This is a genomic window from Streptomyces venezuelae, assembly GCF_008642355.1.
Taxonomy (GTDB): domain Bacteria; phylum Actinomycetota; class Actinomycetes; order Streptomycetales; family Streptomycetaceae; genus Streptomyces; species Streptomyces venezuelae_B.
Window position 1 is genome coordinate 2,892,962 of record NZ_CP029193.1, and the last position, 19,057, is coordinate 2,912,018.

Below are 19,057 nucleotides of genomic sequence, written 5' to 3' on the forward strand. Positions count from 1 at the left end.
CCCTCCGCAGCCACATTCGGCCAAGGCCGGTCCGGGACGGCTTCCCGGCTTGCTGCGGGGGCCCCGCGTCGCCGCCTACGACACCACGTCCTTCCGCGCGAACCCCCGGAACGCCAGCGCGAACAGCACCAGCGCGTACGACACCGAGATCGCCGAGCCCTGGATCATGCCGCCCCATTCCGCCTGTGGCTGGATCGCGTCGGCCCAGGCGAACTGCCAGTGCGCGGGGAGGAAGTCGCGCCAGTCGCCGAGTGCGGTCACCGCGTCCAGGACGTTGCCGACGATGGTCAGACCGACCGCGCCGCCGACCGCGCCGAGCGGCGCGTCCGTCTTCGTGGAGAGCCAGAACGCGAGGCCCGCGGTGACCAGTTGGGAGAAGAAGATGTACGCGACGACGACGATCAGGCGCCGGGCGGCCGTGCCCGCGGGGAGCGTGCCGCCGGTCGGGATCTCCAAGGGGCCCCAGCCGTACGCCACCGCGCCGACCGCCAGCGCGACGAGGGGCAGCAGGATCATCGCGGCGGCGCTCATGGCGAGCGCGACGGCCATCTTGGACCAGAGCAGCCTGGCCCGCGGAACGGGCGCGGCGAGCAGGTAGCGCAGCGAGGACCAGCTGGCCTCGGAGGCCACCGTGTCGCCGCAGAACAGGGCGACGGGGATGACCAGAAGGAAGCCCGCGGACACGAACAGGCACGTCGCGGCGAAGTTCGCCGCCGATGCCGTGGCCGTGTCCATCAGGGTCACGTCGCCGTTGCGGGAGCCGGGCGAGCCGCCCGCGACGGCGAAGGCGATGACGAGCACGATGGGCAGGAGCGCCATGATGCCGCCCATGACGAGCGTGCGGCGGCGCTTCAGCTGGCGTACGGCCTCGACCCGCAGGGGCAGCGTCCGCCGCGCGCGGTAGCCGGGCGCGGTCGCTCGCTCCAGGGTGGCGGTCATGCGGTGGTGCCTCCGATCAGGGTGAGGAACGCGTCCTCGAGGCGGCGGTGCGGGCCCATGGACTGCACCGGCAGGTCGAGGCGGACCAGTTCGGGCAGCAGGCGTACGGCGCTCGCATGCTCGGTGCCGTCGAGCCGCACCAGGAGGCCGTCTTCCGCGCGGACGGCGGACGCGACGCCGGGCAGCGCGGCGACCTTGTCCACCAGCGGGTCGGGGATGTCCTCCGCGAGGCCGACGAGGAGCGTGTCCCCGGAGCCCACGATGTCGGCGACCGGACCCGCCTGGACGAGGCGGCCGCGGTCCATGACGACGAGGTGCGTGCAGGACTGCTCGACCTCGGCGAGGAGGTGGCTGGAGACGATGACCGTACGGCCGCCGCGCGCGTACCGGATCATGACCTCGCGCATCTCGCGGATCTGGGGCGGGTCGAGGCCGTTGGTCGGTTCGTCGAGGATCAGCAGGTCCGGGAGGCCGAGCATGGCCTGGGCGATGGCGAGGCGCTGCCGCATGCCCTGGGAGTACGTCCGCACGGCGCGGGCCAGGGCGTCACCGAGGCCCGCGATCTCCAGGGCCTCGTCCAGGTGGGCGTCCTCGGCGGGGCGGCCGGTCGCCTTCCAGTACAGCTCCAGGTTCTCGCGGCCGGAGAGGTGCGGCAGGAAACCGGCGCCCTCGACGAACGCGCCGACGCGGGAGAGGACGGGCGCGCCGGGCCTGATGGCCTGCCCGAAGACGCGGATCTCGCCCGCGTCGGGGCGGATGAGGCCCATGAGCATGCGCAGTGTCGTCGTCTTGCCCGCGCCGTTGGGTCCCAGGAGGCCGAGGACCTGGCCCTTCTCGACGGTGAAGGAGACGTCCCGGACGGCGTACCGGTCGCTGGACTTGGCGTAGCGCTTGCTCAAGTCGGTGATCCGCAGGGGTACTTCGGCGAGGGCCGGGTCGGGGGCGGGTGCGGTGGTGCGCCTGCGGGCGGTGACGAGCAGGGCGAGGGCGAGCACGGCGCCCGCGGCGGGCAGCCACCACACCCAGGCGGGCAGCGGGGCGGCCGCGGTGTCCACGCCGGGCGCGGTCGGCACCTTCAGGTCGCCCTTGAGGGAGACGGTGTACTTGGCGGGTTCGTACGGCGACGCGTAGCCGAAGTCGGTCGAGGAGAGGGCGAGGCGCAGGTGGTGGCCCTTCTGCACCTTGTGGTCGACGGCGGGCAGCCGCAGTTCGACGTCCTTGCCCTGCCGTGCGCCTGTCACGCGGACGGGCGAGACGAGCTGCGAGGGCAGGACCTGCTGCTTGCCGTCGGGGCTGACGTCGTACACCTTCGCGAAGAGCACCGCGTCGTCGCTGGACGACTTCACGTGGGCGCGGACGGTGGGCGATCCGGTGATCCGGAAGTCGTCGCGGACGGGTGCGGAGTCGAACTTGGCGAACTGTCCGGGGAAGTCCACGGAGATGCCGACGCCGAGCGAGGCGAACTGGGAGAGCCGGCTGCCGCCGACGCCGGGGAGCCCGGAGATGGCGGGCGGGCCGGCGCCCGCCGGGTTGTCGAAGGTCTGCTCGCGGCCGCGCAGCGGCACCGCGCGCGGGCCGCTCTCCAGGCCCGGGTACGTGTCGGCGCTCGCCCCGCGCTTGCGGGCGGCGCCGTCGGTGGAGTCGACGCCTCCGGTGCGGGTGACGCGGAACGCGGGGCCCGTGTCGGTGCTCTTGTCGTCCTTCAGGTACCGGTCGAACCAGTCGTTGACGCGGCCCTCGACGCGGTCCTGCTCGCGGTCGCCGCCGTCGTGGCCGCCCGCGATCCAGTCGACGGAGACGGGTGCGCCGTTCGCACGGACCGCCTGGGCGATGGCGTCGCCCTGGCCGAGCGGGAAGAGGGAGTCGGTCTGTCCCTGGGCGAGGTACGTCGGCACCCTGATGCGGTCGCCGACCGCGGCCGGGCTGCGCTCGGCGAGCAGCTTGCGCGCCTCCGCGTCGGGCCTGCCCGCCTCGGCGACCCGTTCGTACATGGCGCACAGCCGCTTCTCGAACTTCTCGCAGCCGCCACCGGTGTTGATGAACAGGCCGGCCCACAGCTTCTTGAAGACGCCGTCGGGGAACAGGGCGTCCGCGAGGTTCCAGTACGTGATCTGGGGGGCGACCGCGTCCACGCGCCGGTCGTACCCGGCGGTGAGCAGGGACACCGCGCCCGCGTACGAGGCGCCGGTCATGCCCACGCGCGGGTCGCCGTCCTTGTCGAGCCGCACCTCGGGGCGGGTGGCCAGCCAGTCGATGAGCTTGCGGGCGTCGGCGACCTCACCCTTGGGGTCGTTGAGCCCGATCCTGCCGGTGGACTTCCCGAAGCCGCGCGCGGACCAGGTGAGGACCGCGTACCCGTCCCGGGCGAGGTCTTCGGCCTGCTCGCGCACGTCCGCCTTGCTGCCGCCGAAGCCGTGCCCGATGAGGATCGCGGGGCGCTTGGTGTCCGGGTCGCCCGCCGTGAAGTACGAGGTGTCGATCCGGGCGCCGCCGCTGTCCATCAGGCGGTCGACGCGCTTCACGGCAGGCCCGTTGTCCTCCGAGGCGACCGCCGACCACGTGCCCACACCGGCGAGCACCGCGACCGCGGCCGCGGCGGCGATCAGCCTGCGCGGACCGCTCGGCACGGACATCCTTGGCCTGGGCAGTCGTAGATCCATACCGTCAAAGGTACGGGCGGCCGCCGACAACCGGGGCAGCCGCCGGTCTGAACCCGTGGGCCTCCCCCGGGAGTAGACTCCGCGCCCGCGTACCGCGGTTGCCGTAGGCGGCCGGGGTCGCCGCACGCGGCCGTGTCAGGACTCCTCCGGCACGCTCACCAGCCACCGCGTCTCGCGCCGCGGCCGCAGGTACAGCGCCCAGTACAGGGTCGCCGCGACGACGATGCCGCCGGTCCAGCCGAGGTAGGGCAGTTCCTGCTGGCTGAGCACGTAGCCGAGTACCGCGATCAGGACCACCGGCACCGCGGGCCACAGCGGCATGCGCCAGGCGTGTCCTGTGCCGTGGGAGCCGCGGCGGGCCAGCAGCGCGGCGACGGCCACCAGCAGGTACATGCCGGTCACGGAGACGCCGGTGACGCCGTACAGGGTGTCGAGGTTGACGAAGCACAGGAGCGCGCCGGGGACACCGACGAGGAGCGTCGCCACCCAAGGGGCGCCGGACGCGCCGAGCTTGGACAGGGCCTTGTTGACCGGTGAGGGCCAGGCCTTGTCGCGGGCGGAGGCGAACAAGACGCGGGAGTTCTGGATGACCATGACGATGCCCGCGTTGATGATCGCGAGGGCCACGCAGAGGCTGACGAACGTGCCGACCGCCGAGTTCGACCAGGCGGTGACCATGGCGCTGATGTCGCCCTCCGTGAGGGCGGCCAGGCTCTCGGCGCCCATGGTGATCGCGACGACCGGCACCAGGATGATCACGGTGGAGATGGCGAGGGTCGCGAGGACGGTGCGGGCGACGTTGCGGCGCGGGTTCTCCAACTCCTCGGAGAGGTAGACCGCCGTGGAGAAGCCCTGTGTGACGAAGAGGGCGATGGCGAGGCCGGAGACGATCAGCATCGCGGTGACCGTGTCGACGCCGCCGGGCCCGGAGCCCGAGCCGGACGCGACCGTGAGGTCCGTCAGGCTGCCCGGTCCCCGCTCGGCGTGCGCGAAGCCGAGGACGGCCACGACGCCCGCCGCCACGACTTCCAGGACCAGGAAGATGCCGGTGATCCACGCGTTGGCCCGCAGGTCGAGCAGGCCCGCGAGGGTGGCGCAGATCATCACGCCCGCACCCGCGTAGGACGGGTCGAGGTGCATGACGGGTGCCAGGTAGTCGGCCGTGCCCATGGCGATCACGGGCGGCACGATCATCACGACCAGCAGGGAGAGCACGAAGACGAGCCAGCCGGCGAGGCGTCCCGCCATCGTCGAGACCATCGCGTACTCGCCGCCCGCGCTGGGGATGAGCGTGCCGAGCTCCGAGTAGCAGAACGCGACGCCCACGCAGAGCAGCGAGCCGATCGCGATGGTGAGGGCGGTGGCGGTGCCGAGGGAGGAGAAGAGGTCGGGGACGACGACGAACAGCGTGGAGGCGGGCGTCACGCACGACAGCGTGAGGAGGGTGCCGCCGACGACGCCGATGGAACGCTTGAGCTTCTGGGGGTCGCCCGGGACGGCCACCGGCACCGGAGGGGCTTCGGTGGTGGCGGACTGGGGCGGGCGAAGCGTATCGGTCATGGAGCGCGGTTCCGATCGACTCGTGCGGCAGGAGTACGGCGGGAGCGCTATCGCCTCCGAAGGCTGTTGAGCTGGTGTTTCGGTGGCTCCCGGCGCGTCATCGAACCCCGGCGGCAACCGGAACGTCAACGGTCATTTACCTACGGAATCCGCAGCCGCGGCGATCCCCAAGTCGCCTCGCTTTCCCAAGAGTTTGCCCCCTTGGGTCGCAATGAACATGCCTGCACAGAGAATGACCTTGATATTGCAGGCATATGAACACGACGGCATTAGGTGCCCGAATTGCGCCCTGTGCACGGGAACCGCAAGGGCGGCGTCAAAAAAGAATCAGGACCGTCCGGAATCCGGACGGTCCTGCTCCACGCTGAGTCACGGCGGCGGAGCGCTCAGTGCGTCGGGTGCAGCCGGTACGAGGGGTCGAGGTCGCGGACCTCCACCGAGTACGTCGCACCCTCGACCCCGGACAGATGCTTGCCGAGCAGCGCGAGCACGTCCTCGGAGAGCGCCGCCTTCACGCCCCGCGTGCGCCCCGCGAGCAGCCCCACGGTGACGTGCACGAACGCGACCTCCGGGCGGCCGTCCACGAACGCCGCCGAAGGCCGGCAGAACGTCTTGCCGACGCCGACCGAGTCCACCCGCTCCACGACCAGGGGATGCAGCTCCGCCACGAGGGCGGGCAGATCCAGGGTGCCGGACAGGGTGTCGGCGTAGTCGATGTCGATGTGCGGCATGGCTCACGGCCTTTCATGTAGTGCACACACATCGTAGAACGGTGAACCAACGGCGAAGCCCCCGGCCAGGGGGAGTGGGCCGGGGGCTTCGGGAGCCGGGGGGCGGCTCGGTGAGATGGCTCGGATGACTCGGATCGCTCAGTGGTTGCGCGGGAACCCGAGGTCGACGCCCGCCGGCGCGTCCGAGGGGTCGGGCCAGCGCGTGGTCACGACCTTGCCGCGGGTGTAGAAGTGTGTGCCGTCGTTGCCGTAGATGTGGTGGTCGCCGAAGAGCGAGTCCTTCCAGCCGCCGAAGGAGTGGTAGCCCACCGGCACCGGGATCGGCACGTTCACACCGACCATGCCCGCCTCGATCTCCAGCTGGAAGCGGCGGGCCGCGCCGCCGTCCCGGGTGAAGATCGCCGTGCCGTTGCCGAACGGCGAGGCGTTCATGAGGGCCACGCCCTCCTCGTACGTGTCGACGCGCAGCACGCACAGGACCGGGCCGAAGATCTCGTCCTGGTAGGCCTTCGCGGTGGTCGGCACGCGGTCGAGCAGCGAAAGGCCGATCCAGTGGCCGTCCTCGTGGCCCGGAACCGTGTAGCCGGTGCCGTCGAGGACGACCTCGCAGCCCTCGGCCGCCGCACCCGTCACGTACGAGGCGACCTTGTCGCGGTGGGCGGCCGTGATGAGCGGGCCCATCTCCGAGGTCGGGTCGTTGCCGGGGCCGATCTTGATCTTCTCGGCGCGCTCCTTGATCTTGCCGACCAGCTCGTCGGCGACCGAACCGACCGCGACGACCGCCGAGATGGCCATGCAGCGCTCGCCCGCCGAGCCGTAGGCCGCGGAGACGGCGGCGTCGGCGGCCGCGTCGAGGTCGGCGTCCGGCAGGACCAGCATGTGGTTCTTGGCGCCGCCGAGAGCCTGCACGCGCTTGCCGTTGGCGGACGCCGTGGTGTGGATGTGGCGGGCGATGGGCGTGGAGCCGACGAAGGAGACGGCGGCCACGTCCGGGTGCTCCAGGAGGCGGTCCACGGCGACCTTGTCGCCGTGCACGACGTTGAAGACGCCGTCGGGCAGACCCGCCTCGCTCAGCAGCTCCGCGATCTTCATCGACGCGGACGGGTCCTTCTCGCTCGGCTTGAGCACAAACGTGTTGCCGCACGCGATGGCCAGCGGGAACATCCACATCGGCACCATGGCGGGGAAGTTGAACGGCGTGATGCCCGCGACGACGCCCAGCGGCTGACGGATGGACGACACGTCCACGCGGGATGCCACCTCCGTCGACAGCTCGCCCTTCAGCTGCACCGTGATGCCGCACGCCAGGTCGACGATCTCCAGACCGCGGGCGACCTCGCCGAGCGCGTCCGAGTGCACCTTGCCGTGCTCGGCGACGATCAGCTCGGCGATCGCGTCGCGGTTGGCGTCGAGCAGCGCGCGGAACGTGAAGAGGATCGCGGTGCGCTTGGCGAGGGAGGACGTGCCCCACGTCGCGAACGCCTCGCGGGCGGCGGCGACGGCCGCGTCCACCTCGTCGACGGACGCGAAGGCGACCTGCGTCGTGACGGCGCCGGTCGCCGGGTCGGTGACCGGGCCGTACGTACCGGACGCGCCCTCGACGGCCTTCCCACCGATCCAGTGGTTCACGGTCTTCGTCATGACAAGCATCCCTCTTCTCACAGGTGGCGGCGTCGGGCAGTGACGTGCCGGTCGTACTCTTCCCTGGCCTTGACCGCGGACGCTCGGGTCGCCGTCTCGGCCACGGGCACATCCCACCACGCCTGTGCCGGGGGCGGGCCCGACACTGTGTCTGCCGTTTCCGTCTCCACATAGACACATGTGGGACGGTCTGCGCCGCGCGCCTCGCGCAGCGCCTCGCGCAGGTCGCGGACGGTCCCGGCGCGCAGCACCCGCATGCCGAGCGAGGCCGCGTTCGCCGCGAGGTCGACGGGCAGCGGGTCCCCGGTGTACGACCCGTCGGCCGCGCGGAAGCGGTACGCGGTGCCGAACCGCTCGCCGCCCACGGACTCGGAGAGGCCCCCGATGGAGGCGTACCCGTGGTTCTGCAGGATGACGACCTTGATGGGCAGGTTCTCCTGGACGGCGGTGACGATCTCGGTCGGGTTCATCAGGTACGTGCCGTCGCCGACCAGCGCCCACACGGGCCGCTCCGGGGCGGCCAGGGAGACGCCGATGGCCGCGGGGATCTCGTAACCCATGCAGGAGTAGCCGTACTCGACGTGGTACTGCCGCGGCGACCGTGCCCGCCACAGTTTGTGCAGGTCACCGGGGAGCGAACCGGCGGCGTTGATGATCACGTCGTCGTCCGTCACGACCTCGTCCAGGAGCCCGACGACCTGCGCCTGCGTGGGGCGCACGTCCTCGTCGTCCGCCCGGTACGCGGCGTCGACGCGCCGTTCCCACCGGTCCTTCCCGTCCCCGTACCCGGCGACGTACGCGGGCTCGACCGCGTGCCCCCGCAGCGCCTCCGTGAGCGCTTCGAGCCCGGCGCGCGCGTCGGCGATCAGCGTGGCGCCCGCCATCTTGTGGCCGTCGAACGGTGCGATGTTGAGGTTGAGGAAGCGCACGTCCGCCGCCTCGAAGAGGGTGCCGGACGCGGTGGTGAAGTCGCTGTAGCGGGTGCCGACGCCGATCACGAGGTCGGCGGTGCGGGCCAGTTCGTCGGCGGTGGCCGTGCCGGTGTGCCCGATGCCGCCGACGTCCGCCGGGTGGTCGTGGCGCAGCGAGCCCTTGCCGGCCTGGGTGGAGGCGACGGGGATGCCGGTGGCGTCCACGAACTCCCGCAGCGCGTCCTCGGCGGCGCTGTGGTGGACGCCGCCGCCCGCGACGATCAGGGGGCGCCGGGCGGCGCGCACGGCGTCCGCGGCGGCGGCCAGTTCGCGCGGGTCGGGGGCGGGCCTGCGGACGGTCCACGTCCGCTCGGCGAAGAACTCCTCCGGCCAGTCGTACGCCTCCGCCTGCACGTCCTGCGGCAGCGCGAGCGTGACGGCGCCGGTCTCCACGGGGTCGGTGAGGACGCGCGTCGCGGCGAGCGCGGCGGGGATGAGGGCCTCGGGGCGGGTGACACGGTCGAAGTACTTCGACACCGGGCGCAGGCAGTCGTTGACCGACACGTCTCCGGCGTACGGGACTTCGAGCTGCTGGAGGACGGGGTCGGCGGGCCGGGCCGCGAAGGTGTCGCCGGGCAGCAGGAGGACGGGCAGCCGGTTGACGGTGGCGAGCGCGGCGCCGGTGACGAGGTTGGTGGCGCCGGGGCCGATGGAGGTGGTGACGGCGTGGGTGGCGAGGCGGCCGCACTGCCGGGCGTGGCCGACGGCGGCGTGCACCATGGCCTGTTCGTTGCGCCCCTGGTGGAAGGGCATCTCGTCGGCGTACTCCACGAGGGCCTGCCCGACTCCGGCGACGTTGCCGTGTCCGAAGATGCCCCAGGTCGCGCCGATGAGCCGTCGCCGCGTGCCGTCCCGCTCGGTGTACTGCCGTGCCAGGAAACGGACCAGGGCCTGGGCCGTGGTGAGCCGGGTCATCGGTATCCCTCCGTGTGGTCCGGGTGGAAGCAGATCCGCCACTCCCGCTCCTGACCCGGTCCCGCCATCACGTTCAGGTAGTACATGGCGTGGCCGGGCTGGGCGACGGACGGGCCGTGCCAGCCGTCCGGCACCAGCACGGCGTCGCCGGTGCGGACCTCGGCGAGGACGTCGGTGCCGCCCTCCCTGGACGGGAAGACCCGTTGGTAGCCGAAGCCCTCGCGGCCGTCGTGGGCCTCGATCTCGAAGTAGTAGATCTCCTCCAGCTCCGCCTCGATGCCCGGCCGGTGCTCGTCGTGCTTGTGCGGCGGGTACGAGGACCAGTTGCCGCCGGGCGTGATCACCTCGACGGCGATGAGCCGGTCGCAGTCGAAGGCGTCCGCGGACGCGAAGTTGCGCACCTCGCGTGCGCAGCCGCCGCTGCCGCGGTGCTCGACTGGTACCTCCGGCGCGGAGCCGTAGCGGGCGGGGAGTCGACGCTCGCACTTCGCTCCTGCCAGGGCGAAGCGGCCTCCCGCGCCGGAGGCGATCTGGATCCGGGCGTCACGCGGCACGTAAGCGAAGTCGGAGACTCCGCTGAACACGCTGTCGCGGCCCAGCAGTTCGATGATCCCGTCTGCTGTCTGCACCGTACAGCCGCCGGTCAGCGGGAGCACGATCCATTCACTCTCTCCGGTGGTGAAGGAGTGGGTACCGCCCGGTTCGAGCTCGACGACGCGCAGCTGCGCGTAGCTCCAACCGGCCCGTTTCGGATCGATGGCGAGGGTGTACGGTCCGTCGGCCGTACTCCCTTTCGGTACGTACGTCATGTGGGTCCTCCCGGGCCTGGTCCGCCTCGCCTACAACAGTCCCACGGCGGTGTCGACCGCCCCCGCCACGTCCCCGTCGGGCGGGTACAGCAGCGCCCTGCCGACGACGAGCCCCTGCACGGTGGGCAGTTGCAGGGCGCCGCGCCACTTCTCGTACGCCGCTTCCTGATCGCCTCCCGTGTCGCCGCCCAGGAGGACGGCGGGGAGCGTCGAGGTCTCCATGACGCGGGCCATGTCGTCGGGGTTCTCGGTGACGGGGACCTTCAGCCAGGTGTACGCCGAGGTGCCGGCGAGTCCGGAGGCGATGGCGATGGAGCGGGTGACGGCCTCGGCGCTCAGGTCGTTGCGGGGCGGGCCGCCCGGCCCGTCGCGGGCGGTCAGGAACGGCTCGACGAAGACGGGCAGCGCGCGCTCCGCCATGGCGTCGACGGTGCGGGCGGCCGAGTGCAGGGTCCGCAGCGAGCCCGGGTCCTCGTGGTCGACGCGCAGCAGGAGCTTGCCCGCGTCGAAACCAAGGCGCTCGATGTCCTCGGGCCGGTACCCGGTGAACCGGTCGTCCAGCTCGAACGCGGCGCCCGCGAGCCCGCCCCGGTTCATCGACCCCATGACGACCTTGCCGTCGAGGGCGCCGAGGAGCAGCAGGTCGTCGAGGACGTCGGCGCTGGCGAGCACGCCGTCGACGCCGGGCCGCGACAGCGCGAGGCAGAGCCGTTCGAGGAGGTCGGCCCGGTTGGCCATGGCGAGCGGGTCCCGCCCCACGCCGAGGGAGCCGCGGGCGGGATGGTCAGCGGCGACGATCATGAGCCGCCCGCTCTTTCCGAGCAACTCCCGCCGCACCCGCCGGGAGGCGGCTTCGGCGACGGCTTCGGGGTGCCGGGCGCGGGTGCGGCTGAGAGCACCGACGTCCACTGTTCTGCGCCCCTCCGGCGACAGCTTCAGCCCCTCCGGCGTCTGCGGAGCGGGGTCCGGCGCCGAGCCCCGTGTGCGGCCACCCCGGGCGGCGCCCGGACTCACGTGACGGCCCCCGCTTCCACTGCCGAGGCGACCTCGTCGGCGAACGGCATGGCGGACGAACACTCCAGCCGCGACGCGACGATCGCGCCCGCCGCGTTCGCGTACCGCATGATCCGTTCGAGGTCCCAGCCCGCGAGGAGCCCGTGGCAGAGCGCCCCGCCGAACGCGTCTCCGGCGCCGAGTCCGTTGAGGACCTCGACCGGCAGGGGCGGGACCTGCGCCGCCTCCCCCGCCCGGTTCATGGCGAGCACTCCTTTGGGGCCCTGCTTGACGACGGCCAGTTCGACGCCCGCGTCGAGCAGCGCCCGCGCCGCCGCGAGGGGTTCGCGCTCCCCCGTCGCGATCTCCACCTCGTCGAGGTTGCCGACGGCGACGGTGGCGTGCGCGAGGGCCGCGGCGTAATGCGGCCGCGCCTCACCTGGGTCACCCCAGGCTGTGCTTCTCCAAAACATCGGCCGCCAGTCCAGGTCGAAGACCGTGATCCCGCCCCGCGCCCGGTGCGCGAGCGCCGCCAGCGTTGCGGACCGGCTCGGCTCGGCGCACAGCCCCGTGCCGGTCATCCAGAAGATCCGCGCCGCGGCGACCGCGTCGAGGTCGAGCTCGTCCTCGTGGATCTCCAGGTCGGGCGCCTTCGGAAGGCGGTAGAAGTACAGCGGGAAGTCGTCCGGCGGGAAGATCTCGCAGAACGTCACCGGTGTCGGCAGGCCCGCGACCGGTGTCACCCAGCGGTCGTCGACGCCGAAGTCCCGCAGCGCGCCGTGCAGGTACTCCCCGAAAGGGTCCTCTCCGGTGCGGGTGATGACGGCGACGCGGCGGCCGAGGCGGGCCGCGGCGACGGCGACGTTGCTGGCCGAGCCGCCGAGGAACTTCCCGAACGCGGTCACCTCGGCGAGGGACACGCCGCTCTGCAGGGGATACAGGTCCACCCCGATCCGCCCCATCGTGATGACGTCGTACGGACCACTCACCCTGTGCGTCCCTTCGCCGGAGCCGACGATCGTGTGCCCCCCCCAGGTCTAATCCCGCTCCCGGAACCCTGTCAACATTTTGTCCTTACATTCGGACCACTGCTTGACACTCTTCCGAGGCGGCCTGGACTCTGGCGGCATGACGACGCTGTCTCGTATCCGGATCGGTTCGGCGCCCGACTCCTGGGGCGTGTGGTTCCCCGAGGACCCGCGGCAGGTCCCGTGGCGCCGTTTCCTCGACGAGGTCGCGGAGTCCGGGTACGAGTGGATCGAGCTCGGACCGTACGGCTATCTGCCCACCGACCCGGCCGTCCTGACCGACGAGACGGCCCGCCGCGGCCTCAAGGTGTCCGCGGGCACGGTCTTCACGGGGCTGCACCACGGGCCCGCCGTCTGGGACAGGACGTGGGCACACGTGGCGGACAACGCGGCGCTCGCGCAGGCCATGGGCGCCGAGCACCTGGTGGTCATCCCCTCCTTCTGGCGCGACGACAAGACCGGCGAGGTCCTGGAGGACCGTGTCCTCACGCCCGCACAATGGCGCGAACTGACCACCCAGACCGAGCGCCTGGCCCACGAGGTCCGCGAACGCTACGGCCTGCGCGTCGTGGTCCACCCGCACGCGGACACGCACATCGACAGCGAGGAGAACGTCACCCGTTTCCTCGACGCCACCGACCCGGACCTCGTCTCGCTCTGCCTGGACACCGGGCACTACGCGTACTGCGGCGGCGACAGCGTCGAGCTCATCGAGACGTACGGCGAACGCATCGGCTATCTGCACCTCAAGCAGGTCGACCCGGTGGTCCTCGCCGAGGTGCGGGCCGACGAGGTGCCGTTCGGGCCCGCCGTGGCGCGCGGGGTGATGTGCGAGCCGCCCGCCGGGGTGCCTGCCCTGGAGCCCGTCCTCGCCGCGGCCCAGAAGCTGGGGGTCGAGCTCTTCGCCATCGTGGAGCAGGACATGTACCCGTGCGACCCCGGCAAACCGCTGCCGGTCGCCCGCCGCACCCGCTCGTTCCTGCGGTCGTGCGGCGCGTAGGACCCGACGTCCCCGGAATCCGGGGGACCTTCGAGGTCCCGGGAGTTCTCCGGGCTGCCGACGGGCACTGGGAAGTCGCCCTCGCCCGCCCGCACCCGCGGCTGCGGCCCGGCGTGATCAGTTACCGCGGGGTGCGGTTCGCGCTCCTGGACGACGCCCTCGCCCGCCGGTCCGCCGCAGGGCCGCCGCCCTCGGCACGGACCGTGCGGGCCTGGGGCGAGCTCGTACGCTCCGGGGGCACCGCGCCCGTCGGGCGTCTCGCCGGGGAGGTCGGGTGGAGCGTGCGGCAGCTGGAGAACCGGTTCAGGGAACAGATCGGCATCGGGCCGAAGGCGGCGGGGCGGGTGGTCCGGCTGCAGCGGGCACGGGCGATGCTCGCGGCTGGGCGTGGCCAGGCGGAGACGGCCGCCCTCTGCGGCTACTACGACCAGGCGCACCTGAGCGGCGAGTTCAGGGCGAAGACGGGGTGCACGCCGGGTCAGTTCACGGCTCCAAGACCGTCGGGCGGCGCCGAGGGCACGCTGACAGCACGCCGGGCCCCTGAGCCGGAGCGGGGAAGCCGGTGGGCCGGGCCTGGCGCAGCGGGCCCGGCCCACCTCTGCCCTGTCCTCCGTACTCCCACGCGCCCTTCGGCACTCCCCGCGTGCGCCACGTGCACGCCGGTGCGTCGCACCCTTCGCATGCGTCTCTTCTGTCACAAACAATCCCGTCGTGTCACACATGTCTCACGTACGCGGGTCTTGCGTCACAGGGAGACGACAGTCACCCCTCAACGGTCACTCTGCGTCGTTCACCGGGCACAGGCTGAGTGATCGCCACGCGTCGCGCCCAGCTCCCCCGTCGGCCTCTCCGGCCGCCCTGGGCGCACGCAGGGAGGTGCCACTGATGACCGACCGCAGGCTCTGGTCGTACAAGGAGATCGCCGCGCACATCCGTGTGCAGCCCGACACGGTCCGCTCGTACCGCAAGCACGGGCTGCTGCCCGACCCCGATCACGTCGAGGGCGGCAAGCCCTACTGGTACGCGGACACCGTCCGCGCCTGGGTGGCGGCCAGGCCGGGCAACCGGGGACGCAGGGGCTGATCCGTTGAGAAAATACCCCCTAGGGGTATAGTCTCGAGTGCGTCAGGAGGTCGCCGGGGTTCCCGGGCCCCTCGAGCACGCTACGCCGCATACGTACACACCCCCGAGGAGAACGACATGAGCGCCCAGACCGAGCTCCCGCAGGCCGCGTCCGAGACGACCGGATCCTGCTGCTCCCCCAGCGGTTCCTGCCACTCCGACGCCGCCGCCGCTCCGCAGGGCGCCGTCACCACCGTGTACGAGGTGACGGGCATGACCTGCGGGCACTGCGAGGGCGCGGTGTCCGAGGAGATCTCGGAGATCGCCGGCGTCACCTCCGTGCAGGCCGTCGCCGCCACGGGCCTGGTCACCGTGGTCTCCGAGGCCCCGCTCGACGAGGCCGCGGTGCGCGCCGCCGTCGACGAGGCGGGCTACGACCTGGCCGGCGTCAAGGCCTGACCCGGCCGGACCGCCCCGCACGACCGGCGGCCTGCCGGGTACCCGGGCCCTGTGGTGTCGACACCGACACCACAGGGCCCGCGGCCGTCCCACGATCCCGGAAGTAGTACGAAAGAGTCATGACCGAAGTCGAACTCGCCGTCGGCGGGATGACCTGCGCCTCCTGCTCCTCCCGCATCGAGAAGAAGCTGAACCGCATGGAGGGCGTGACCGCCACGGTCAACCTCGCCACGGAGAAGGCGAAGGTCTCGTTCGACGAGACCGGGGACGGCGCGGCGGTCGAGGTCGCCCAGCTGATCGCGCTGGTCGAGAAACTGGGCTACACGGCCGAGGAGATCGTGCCGCCCCCGCCCGAGCCCCTCGACGCAGGCCCCGGCGGCGGACCGGCCCCCACCACGGCCGACATCACCGAGCCCGACACGCTGCGGCAGCGCCTGATCGTCTCGGCGGTCCTCTCCCTGCCCGTCGTGCTGCTCGCGATGGTCCCGGCCCTGCAGTTCGACTTCTGGCAGTGGCTTTCGCTGACGCTGGCCGCGCCGGTCGTCGTGTGGGGCGGACTGCCGTTCCACCGGGCCGCGTTCACCAACCTGCGGCACGGGGCCGCGACGATGGACACGCTCGTCTCCGTCGGCACGCTCGCCGCGTTCGGCTGGTCGCTGTGGGCGCTGTTCGTCGGGGACGCCGGGATGCCGGGGATGCGGCACGGCTTCGACTTCACGGCCTCGCCCGGGGATGGCGCCTCCACCATCTACCTCGAAGTCGCCGCGGGCGTCGTCACGTTCATCCTGCTGGGCCGCTGGCTTGAGGCCCGCTCCAAGCGGAAGGCGGGCTCCGCGCTGCGCGCCCTGCTCGAACTGGGCGCCAAGGACGTGGCGGTGCTGCGGGACGGCACCGAGCGGCGCGTGCCGGTGGGGCACCTGACGGTCGGGGACCGGTTCGTCGTACGCCCCGGGGAGACCGTCGCGACCGACGGCACCGTGGAAGAGGGCGCCTCCGCCGTCGACGCCGCCATGCTGACCGGCGAGTCCGTGCCCGTCGACGTGGGCGTCGGCGCCGCCGTGACCGGGGGCACCGTGAACGTCTCGGGGCGCCTCGTCGTCCGGGCGACCCGTGTCGGCTCGGACACCCAACTCGCCCGGATGGCGCGGCTCGTGGAGGACGCGCAGACCGGCAAGGCCCAGGTGCAGCGGCTCGCCGACCGGATCGCCGGTGTCTTCGTACCGACGGTGCTCCTCATCGCCGTCGGCACGCTCGGCGGCTGGCTGGGCGCCACCGGCGACGCGACGGCCGCGTTCACCGCCGCCGTCGCCGTCCTGATCATCGCCTGCCCCTGCGCACTCGGCCTCGCCACGCCGACCGCCCTCATGGTCGGCACCGGCCGGGGCGCCCAACTCGGCATCCTCATCAAGGGACCCGAAGTCCTGGAGTCCACGCGTCGCGTCGACACCGTCGTCCTGGACAAGACCGGGACGGTCACGACGGGGCACATGACGCTGACGGACGTGCACGTCGCCGGGGACACCCAGGAGCAGCTCCTGCTCCGCCTCGCGGGCGCCCTGGAACACGCCTCCGAGCACCCGGTGGCCCGTGCCGTCACGGCGGGCGCCGCCGAACGCCTCGGCATCGGCACCGGGCAGCTGCCTGCGCCGGAGCGGTTCGAGAACGTCGCCGGGGCCGGGGTGCGCGGCTCGGTGGAGGGGCACGAGGTGCTCGCGGGGCGCGAACGGCTCCTGGCGGAGGCCGGGGTGGCGGATCTGGAGGCCGTGGCCAAGCTGCGGGACGACGCGGAGGCCGCCGGGCGCACCGCCGTCCTGGTCGCCTGGGACGGCGCCGCACGCGGCGTCCTGGCCGTCGCGGACGCCGTGAAGGAGACCAGCGCGGAGGCGGTGCGGGAGCTGCGTTCGCTCGGTCTGACGCCGGTGCTGCTGACGGGCGACAACGAGGCCGTCGCGCGGACGGTCGCCGACGCGGTCGGCATCGCGCCGGACGCGGTGTTCGCGGAGGTCCTGCCGCAGGACAAGGTCGATGTCGTACGGCGGCTGCAGGGCGAGGGCAAGGTCGTGGCGATGGTCGGGGACGGCGTGAACGACGCGGCCGCGCTCGCCACCGCCGATCTGGGGCTCGCGATGGGCACCGGAACGGACGCGGCGATCGAGGCGAGTGACCTGACGTTGGTGCGCGGGGACTTGCGGGTCGCGGCCGACGCCATCAGGCTCTCCCGGAAGACCCTCGCCACCATCAAGGGCAATCTTTTCTGGGCCTTCGGCTACAACGTCGCCGCACTGCCGCTCGCCGCCGCCGGTCTCCTCAACCCGATGATCGCGGGGGCCGCGATGGCCTTCTCCTCGGTCTTCGTGGTCACCAACAGTCTTCGCCTGAGGACGTTCAGATAACGATCGCGGACGCTCACATACCGTCTTCACAAGGTCGTTTCAGCATCCACACCGGGTTCCCGAGATCCACATATGGGGGATCTTGCGCATCTACTGGACATATGCAAGAGACGCAGATCACAGTGTTTGGGACGTAACCATTGAGGGGGGTCGCGAGTCTAATGGGGCGATGCAGGAAGATGTCTTGGGGGACGTCTTCCTGACATCGAGGGACATCTTGGGGGATGTTCCTGGATATTGCGTTGCCGGGGCACGTGCACCGGGGAGCTTTGAGCGGCCCTCCCGTACGTACGCGTCCCGGCAGACCGCAGGGCCGCCACAGACGCCCGGCCGGATCCCGTGGGGGGAATCCGCACCGGGAAAAAGGGAAGCGCCCCGACCGTCGACCCGTGGGGGGATCGACGGCGGGGCGCTTTCCGCTCTGCGGAGAGCCGACCGCGTGCGGCCGGCGAGGGGCGACCCGGAGGGTCAGCGGCCCTCGACGGGGACGAAGTCGCGGAGGACCTCGCCCGTGTAGATCTGGCGCGGGCGGCCGATGCGCGAACCCGGCTCCTTGATCATCTCGTGCCACTGGGCGATCCAGCCCGGCAGGCGGCCGAGGGCGAACAGGACCGTGAACATCTCGGTCGGGAAGCCCATCGCGCGGTAGATGAGGCCGGTGTAGAAGTCGACGTTCGGGTAGAGCTTGCGCTCGACGAAGTAGTCGTCGGCCAGCGCGTGCTCCTCCAGCTTCAGCGCGATGTCGAGCAGCTCGTCGGACTTGCCGAGCGCCGAGAGGACGTCGTGCGCCGCCGCCTTGATGATCTTCGCCCGGGGGTCGAAGTTCTTGTAGACGCGGTGCCCGAAGCCCATGAGCTTCACGCCGTCTTCCTTGTTCTTCACCTTGCGGATGAAGGTGTCGACGTCGCCGCCGGAGGCCTGGATGCCTTCCAGCATCTCCAGGACCGACTGGTTGGCGCCGCCGTGCAGCGGGCCCCACAGCGCCGAGATGCCGGCGGAGATCGAGGCGAACATGTTCGCCTGCGAGGAGCCGACCAGACGCACGGTGGACGTCGAACAGTTCTGCTCGTGGTCCGCGTGCAGGATCAGGAGCTTGTCGAGCGCGTTGACCACGACCGGGTCCAGCTCGTACTCGGCGGCGGGCACCGAGAACGTCATGCGCAGGAAGTTCTCGACGTAGCCGAGGTCGTTGCGCGGGTAGACGACCGGGTGGCCCTGCGACTTCTTGTACGCGTAGGCCGCGATCGTCGGAAGCTTGGCGAGAAGGCGGATCGTCGACAGGTGACGCTGCTTCTCGTCGAACGGGTTGTGGCTGTCCTGGTAGAACGTCGACAGCGCGCTGACCACGGACGACAGCATCGCCATCGGGTGGGCGTCACGCGGGAAGCCGTCGTAGAACCGCTTGACGTCCTCGTGCAGCAGGGTGTGCTGCGTGATCTCGTTCTTGAACGTGGCCAGCTCGTCGACCTTCGGCAGCTCGCCGTTGATCAGGAGGTACGCCACCTCGGTGAAGGTGGAGCGCTCGGCCAGCTGCTCGATCGGGTAGCCGCGGTACCGGAGGATGCCCTGTTCGCCGTCGAGATAGGTGATGGCGGATTTATAGGCGGCGGTGTTGCCATAGCCGCTGTCCAGGGTCACCAGACCGGTCTGGGCGCGGAGCTTCCCGATGTCGAAGCCCTTGTCGCCGACGGTCGACTCGATCACCGGGTAGGTGTACTCGTCGTCGCCGTACCGCAGTACTACACCGTTGTTAGCGTTCTCGCTCACGTCATCCCTCACCGACGTTGTGCCTCTTCTTCGAGGTGCCCTGACTGTCTCTACCATCCCCCATTTGGCCCTGGAGAGTGCACTCGGGGTCGACCATTGGGCCTATTGGCGGCACTCAGTGCCGCCAAC

Annotated in this window: 15 protein-coding genes; 5 read left to right on the top strand and 10 right to left on the bottom strand. The window is 71.6% G+C overall.

From position 1 onward, the window contains the following. Positions 1-75 precede the first annotated feature (75 nt). The 9 genes from DEJ47_RS13425 to iolC form a co-directional block, all read right to left on the bottom strand. On the bottom strand, positions 76-939 hold the full coding sequence (locus DEJ47_RS13425) for an ABC transporter permease (protein ID WP_150168094.1): 864 nt from the start codon (positions 937-939) through the stop codon (positions 76-78). Beyond that, complete coding sequence (locus tag DEJ47_RS13430; RefSeq protein WP_190415398.1) at positions 936-3,599, bottom strand: alpha/beta fold hydrolase; 2,664 nt, start codon at positions 3,597-3,599, stop codon at positions 936-938. Before DEJ47_RS13430 ends, DEJ47_RS13425 begins: the two co-directional genes overlap by 4 nt. Positions 3,600-3,734: 135 nt before the next feature. Beyond that, positions 3,735-5,159 carry an APC family permease gene (locus DEJ47_RS13435; protein ID WP_150168096.1) on the bottom strand — a complete coding sequence of 475 codons (1,425 nt, stop codon included), beginning with the start codon at positions 5,157-5,159 and terminating at the stop codon, positions 3,735-3,737. A 386-nt stretch (positions 5,160-5,545) separates the two neighbouring features. Further along, complete coding sequence (locus DEJ47_RS13440) at positions 5,546-5,890, bottom strand: 5-carboxymethyl-2-hydroxymuconate Delta-isomerase (protein WP_150168098.1); 345 nt, start codon at positions 5,888-5,890, stop codon at positions 5,546-5,548. 138 nt (positions 5,891-6,028) lie between these two features. Continuing rightward, on the bottom strand, positions 6,029-7,531 hold the full coding sequence (gene mmsA, locus DEJ47_RS13445) for a CoA-acylating methylmalonate-semialdehyde dehydrogenase (protein WP_150168100.1): 1,503 nt from the start codon (positions 7,529-7,531) through the stop codon (positions 6,029-6,031). A 17-nt stretch (positions 7,532-7,548) separates the two neighbouring features. Continuing rightward, a complete protein-coding gene (gene iolD, locus DEJ47_RS13450; RefSeq protein WP_150168102.1) occupies positions 7,549-9,417 on the bottom strand; it encodes a 3D-(3,5/4)-trihydroxycyclohexane-1,2-dione acylhydrolase (decyclizing) in 1,869 nt (622 codons plus the stop codon). Continuing rightward, a complete protein-coding gene (gene iolB / locus DEJ47_RS13455) occupies positions 9,414-10,226 on the bottom strand; it encodes a 5-deoxy-glucuronate isomerase (RefSeq protein ID WP_150168104.1) in 813 nt (270 codons plus the stop codon). The genes iolD and iolB overlap by 4 nt, the downstream gene beginning before the upstream one ends. A 30-nt stretch (positions 10,227-10,256) precedes the next feature. Next, positions 10,257-11,135, bottom strand: coding sequence for a deoxyribose-phosphate aldolase (locus DEJ47_RS13460; RefSeq protein WP_398334316.1), 879 nt, complete (start codon positions 11,133-11,135; stop codon positions 10,257-10,259). A 101-nt stretch (positions 11,136-11,236) separates the two neighbouring features. Then, positions 11,237-12,181: a 5-dehydro-2-deoxygluconokinase gene (gene iolC / locus DEJ47_RS13465; protein WP_150175611.1), complete on the bottom strand. Its 945-nt coding sequence runs from the start codon at positions 12,179-12,181 to the stop codon at positions 11,237-11,239. 166 nt (positions 12,182-12,347) lie between these two features. On the opposite strand from iolC, the gene DEJ47_RS13470 reads away from it, so the two are divergent. The 5 genes from DEJ47_RS13470 (at position 12,348) to DEJ47_RS13490 (ending at position 17,161) form a co-directional block, all read left to right on the top strand. Continuing rightward, positions 12,348-13,247, top strand: coding sequence for a sugar phosphate isomerase/epimerase family protein (locus DEJ47_RS13470; protein ID WP_150168106.1), 900 nt, complete (start codon positions 12,348-12,350; stop codon positions 13,245-13,247). A gap of 203 nt (positions 13,248-13,450) precedes the next feature. After that, on the top strand, positions 13,451-14,059 hold the full coding sequence (locus DEJ47_RS37620) for a helix-turn-helix transcriptional regulator (RefSeq protein WP_398334571.1): 609 nt from the start codon (positions 13,451-13,453) through the stop codon (positions 14,057-14,059). Between the two features lie 73 nt (positions 14,060-14,132). Then, on the top strand, positions 14,133-14,330 hold the full coding sequence (locus DEJ47_RS13480; RefSeq protein WP_150168108.1) for a MerR family transcriptional regulator: 198 nt from the start codon (positions 14,133-14,135) through the stop codon (positions 14,328-14,330). A gap of 117 nt (positions 14,331-14,447) precedes the next feature. Next, the gene (locus tag DEJ47_RS13485) at positions 14,448-14,768 is read left to right on the top strand and encodes a heavy-metal-associated domain-containing protein (RefSeq protein ID WP_150168110.1); all 321 of its coding nucleotides are present in this window, start codon (positions 14,448-14,450) and stop codon (positions 14,766-14,768) included. 119 nt (positions 14,769-14,887) lie between these two features. Then, on the top strand, positions 14,888-17,161 hold the full coding sequence (locus DEJ47_RS13490; protein WP_150168112.1) for a heavy metal translocating P-type ATPase: 2,274 nt from the start codon (positions 14,888-14,890) through the stop codon (positions 17,159-17,161). A 468-nt stretch (positions 17,162-17,629) separates the two neighbouring features. On the opposite strand, the gene DEJ47_RS13495 is transcribed toward DEJ47_RS13490, so the two are convergent. Continuing rightward, positions 17,630-18,928: a citrate synthase gene (locus DEJ47_RS13495; RefSeq protein WP_190415400.1), complete on the bottom strand. Its 1,299-nt coding sequence runs from the start codon at positions 18,926-18,928 to the stop codon at positions 17,630-17,632. Positions 18,929-19,057 lie beyond the last annotated feature (129 nt).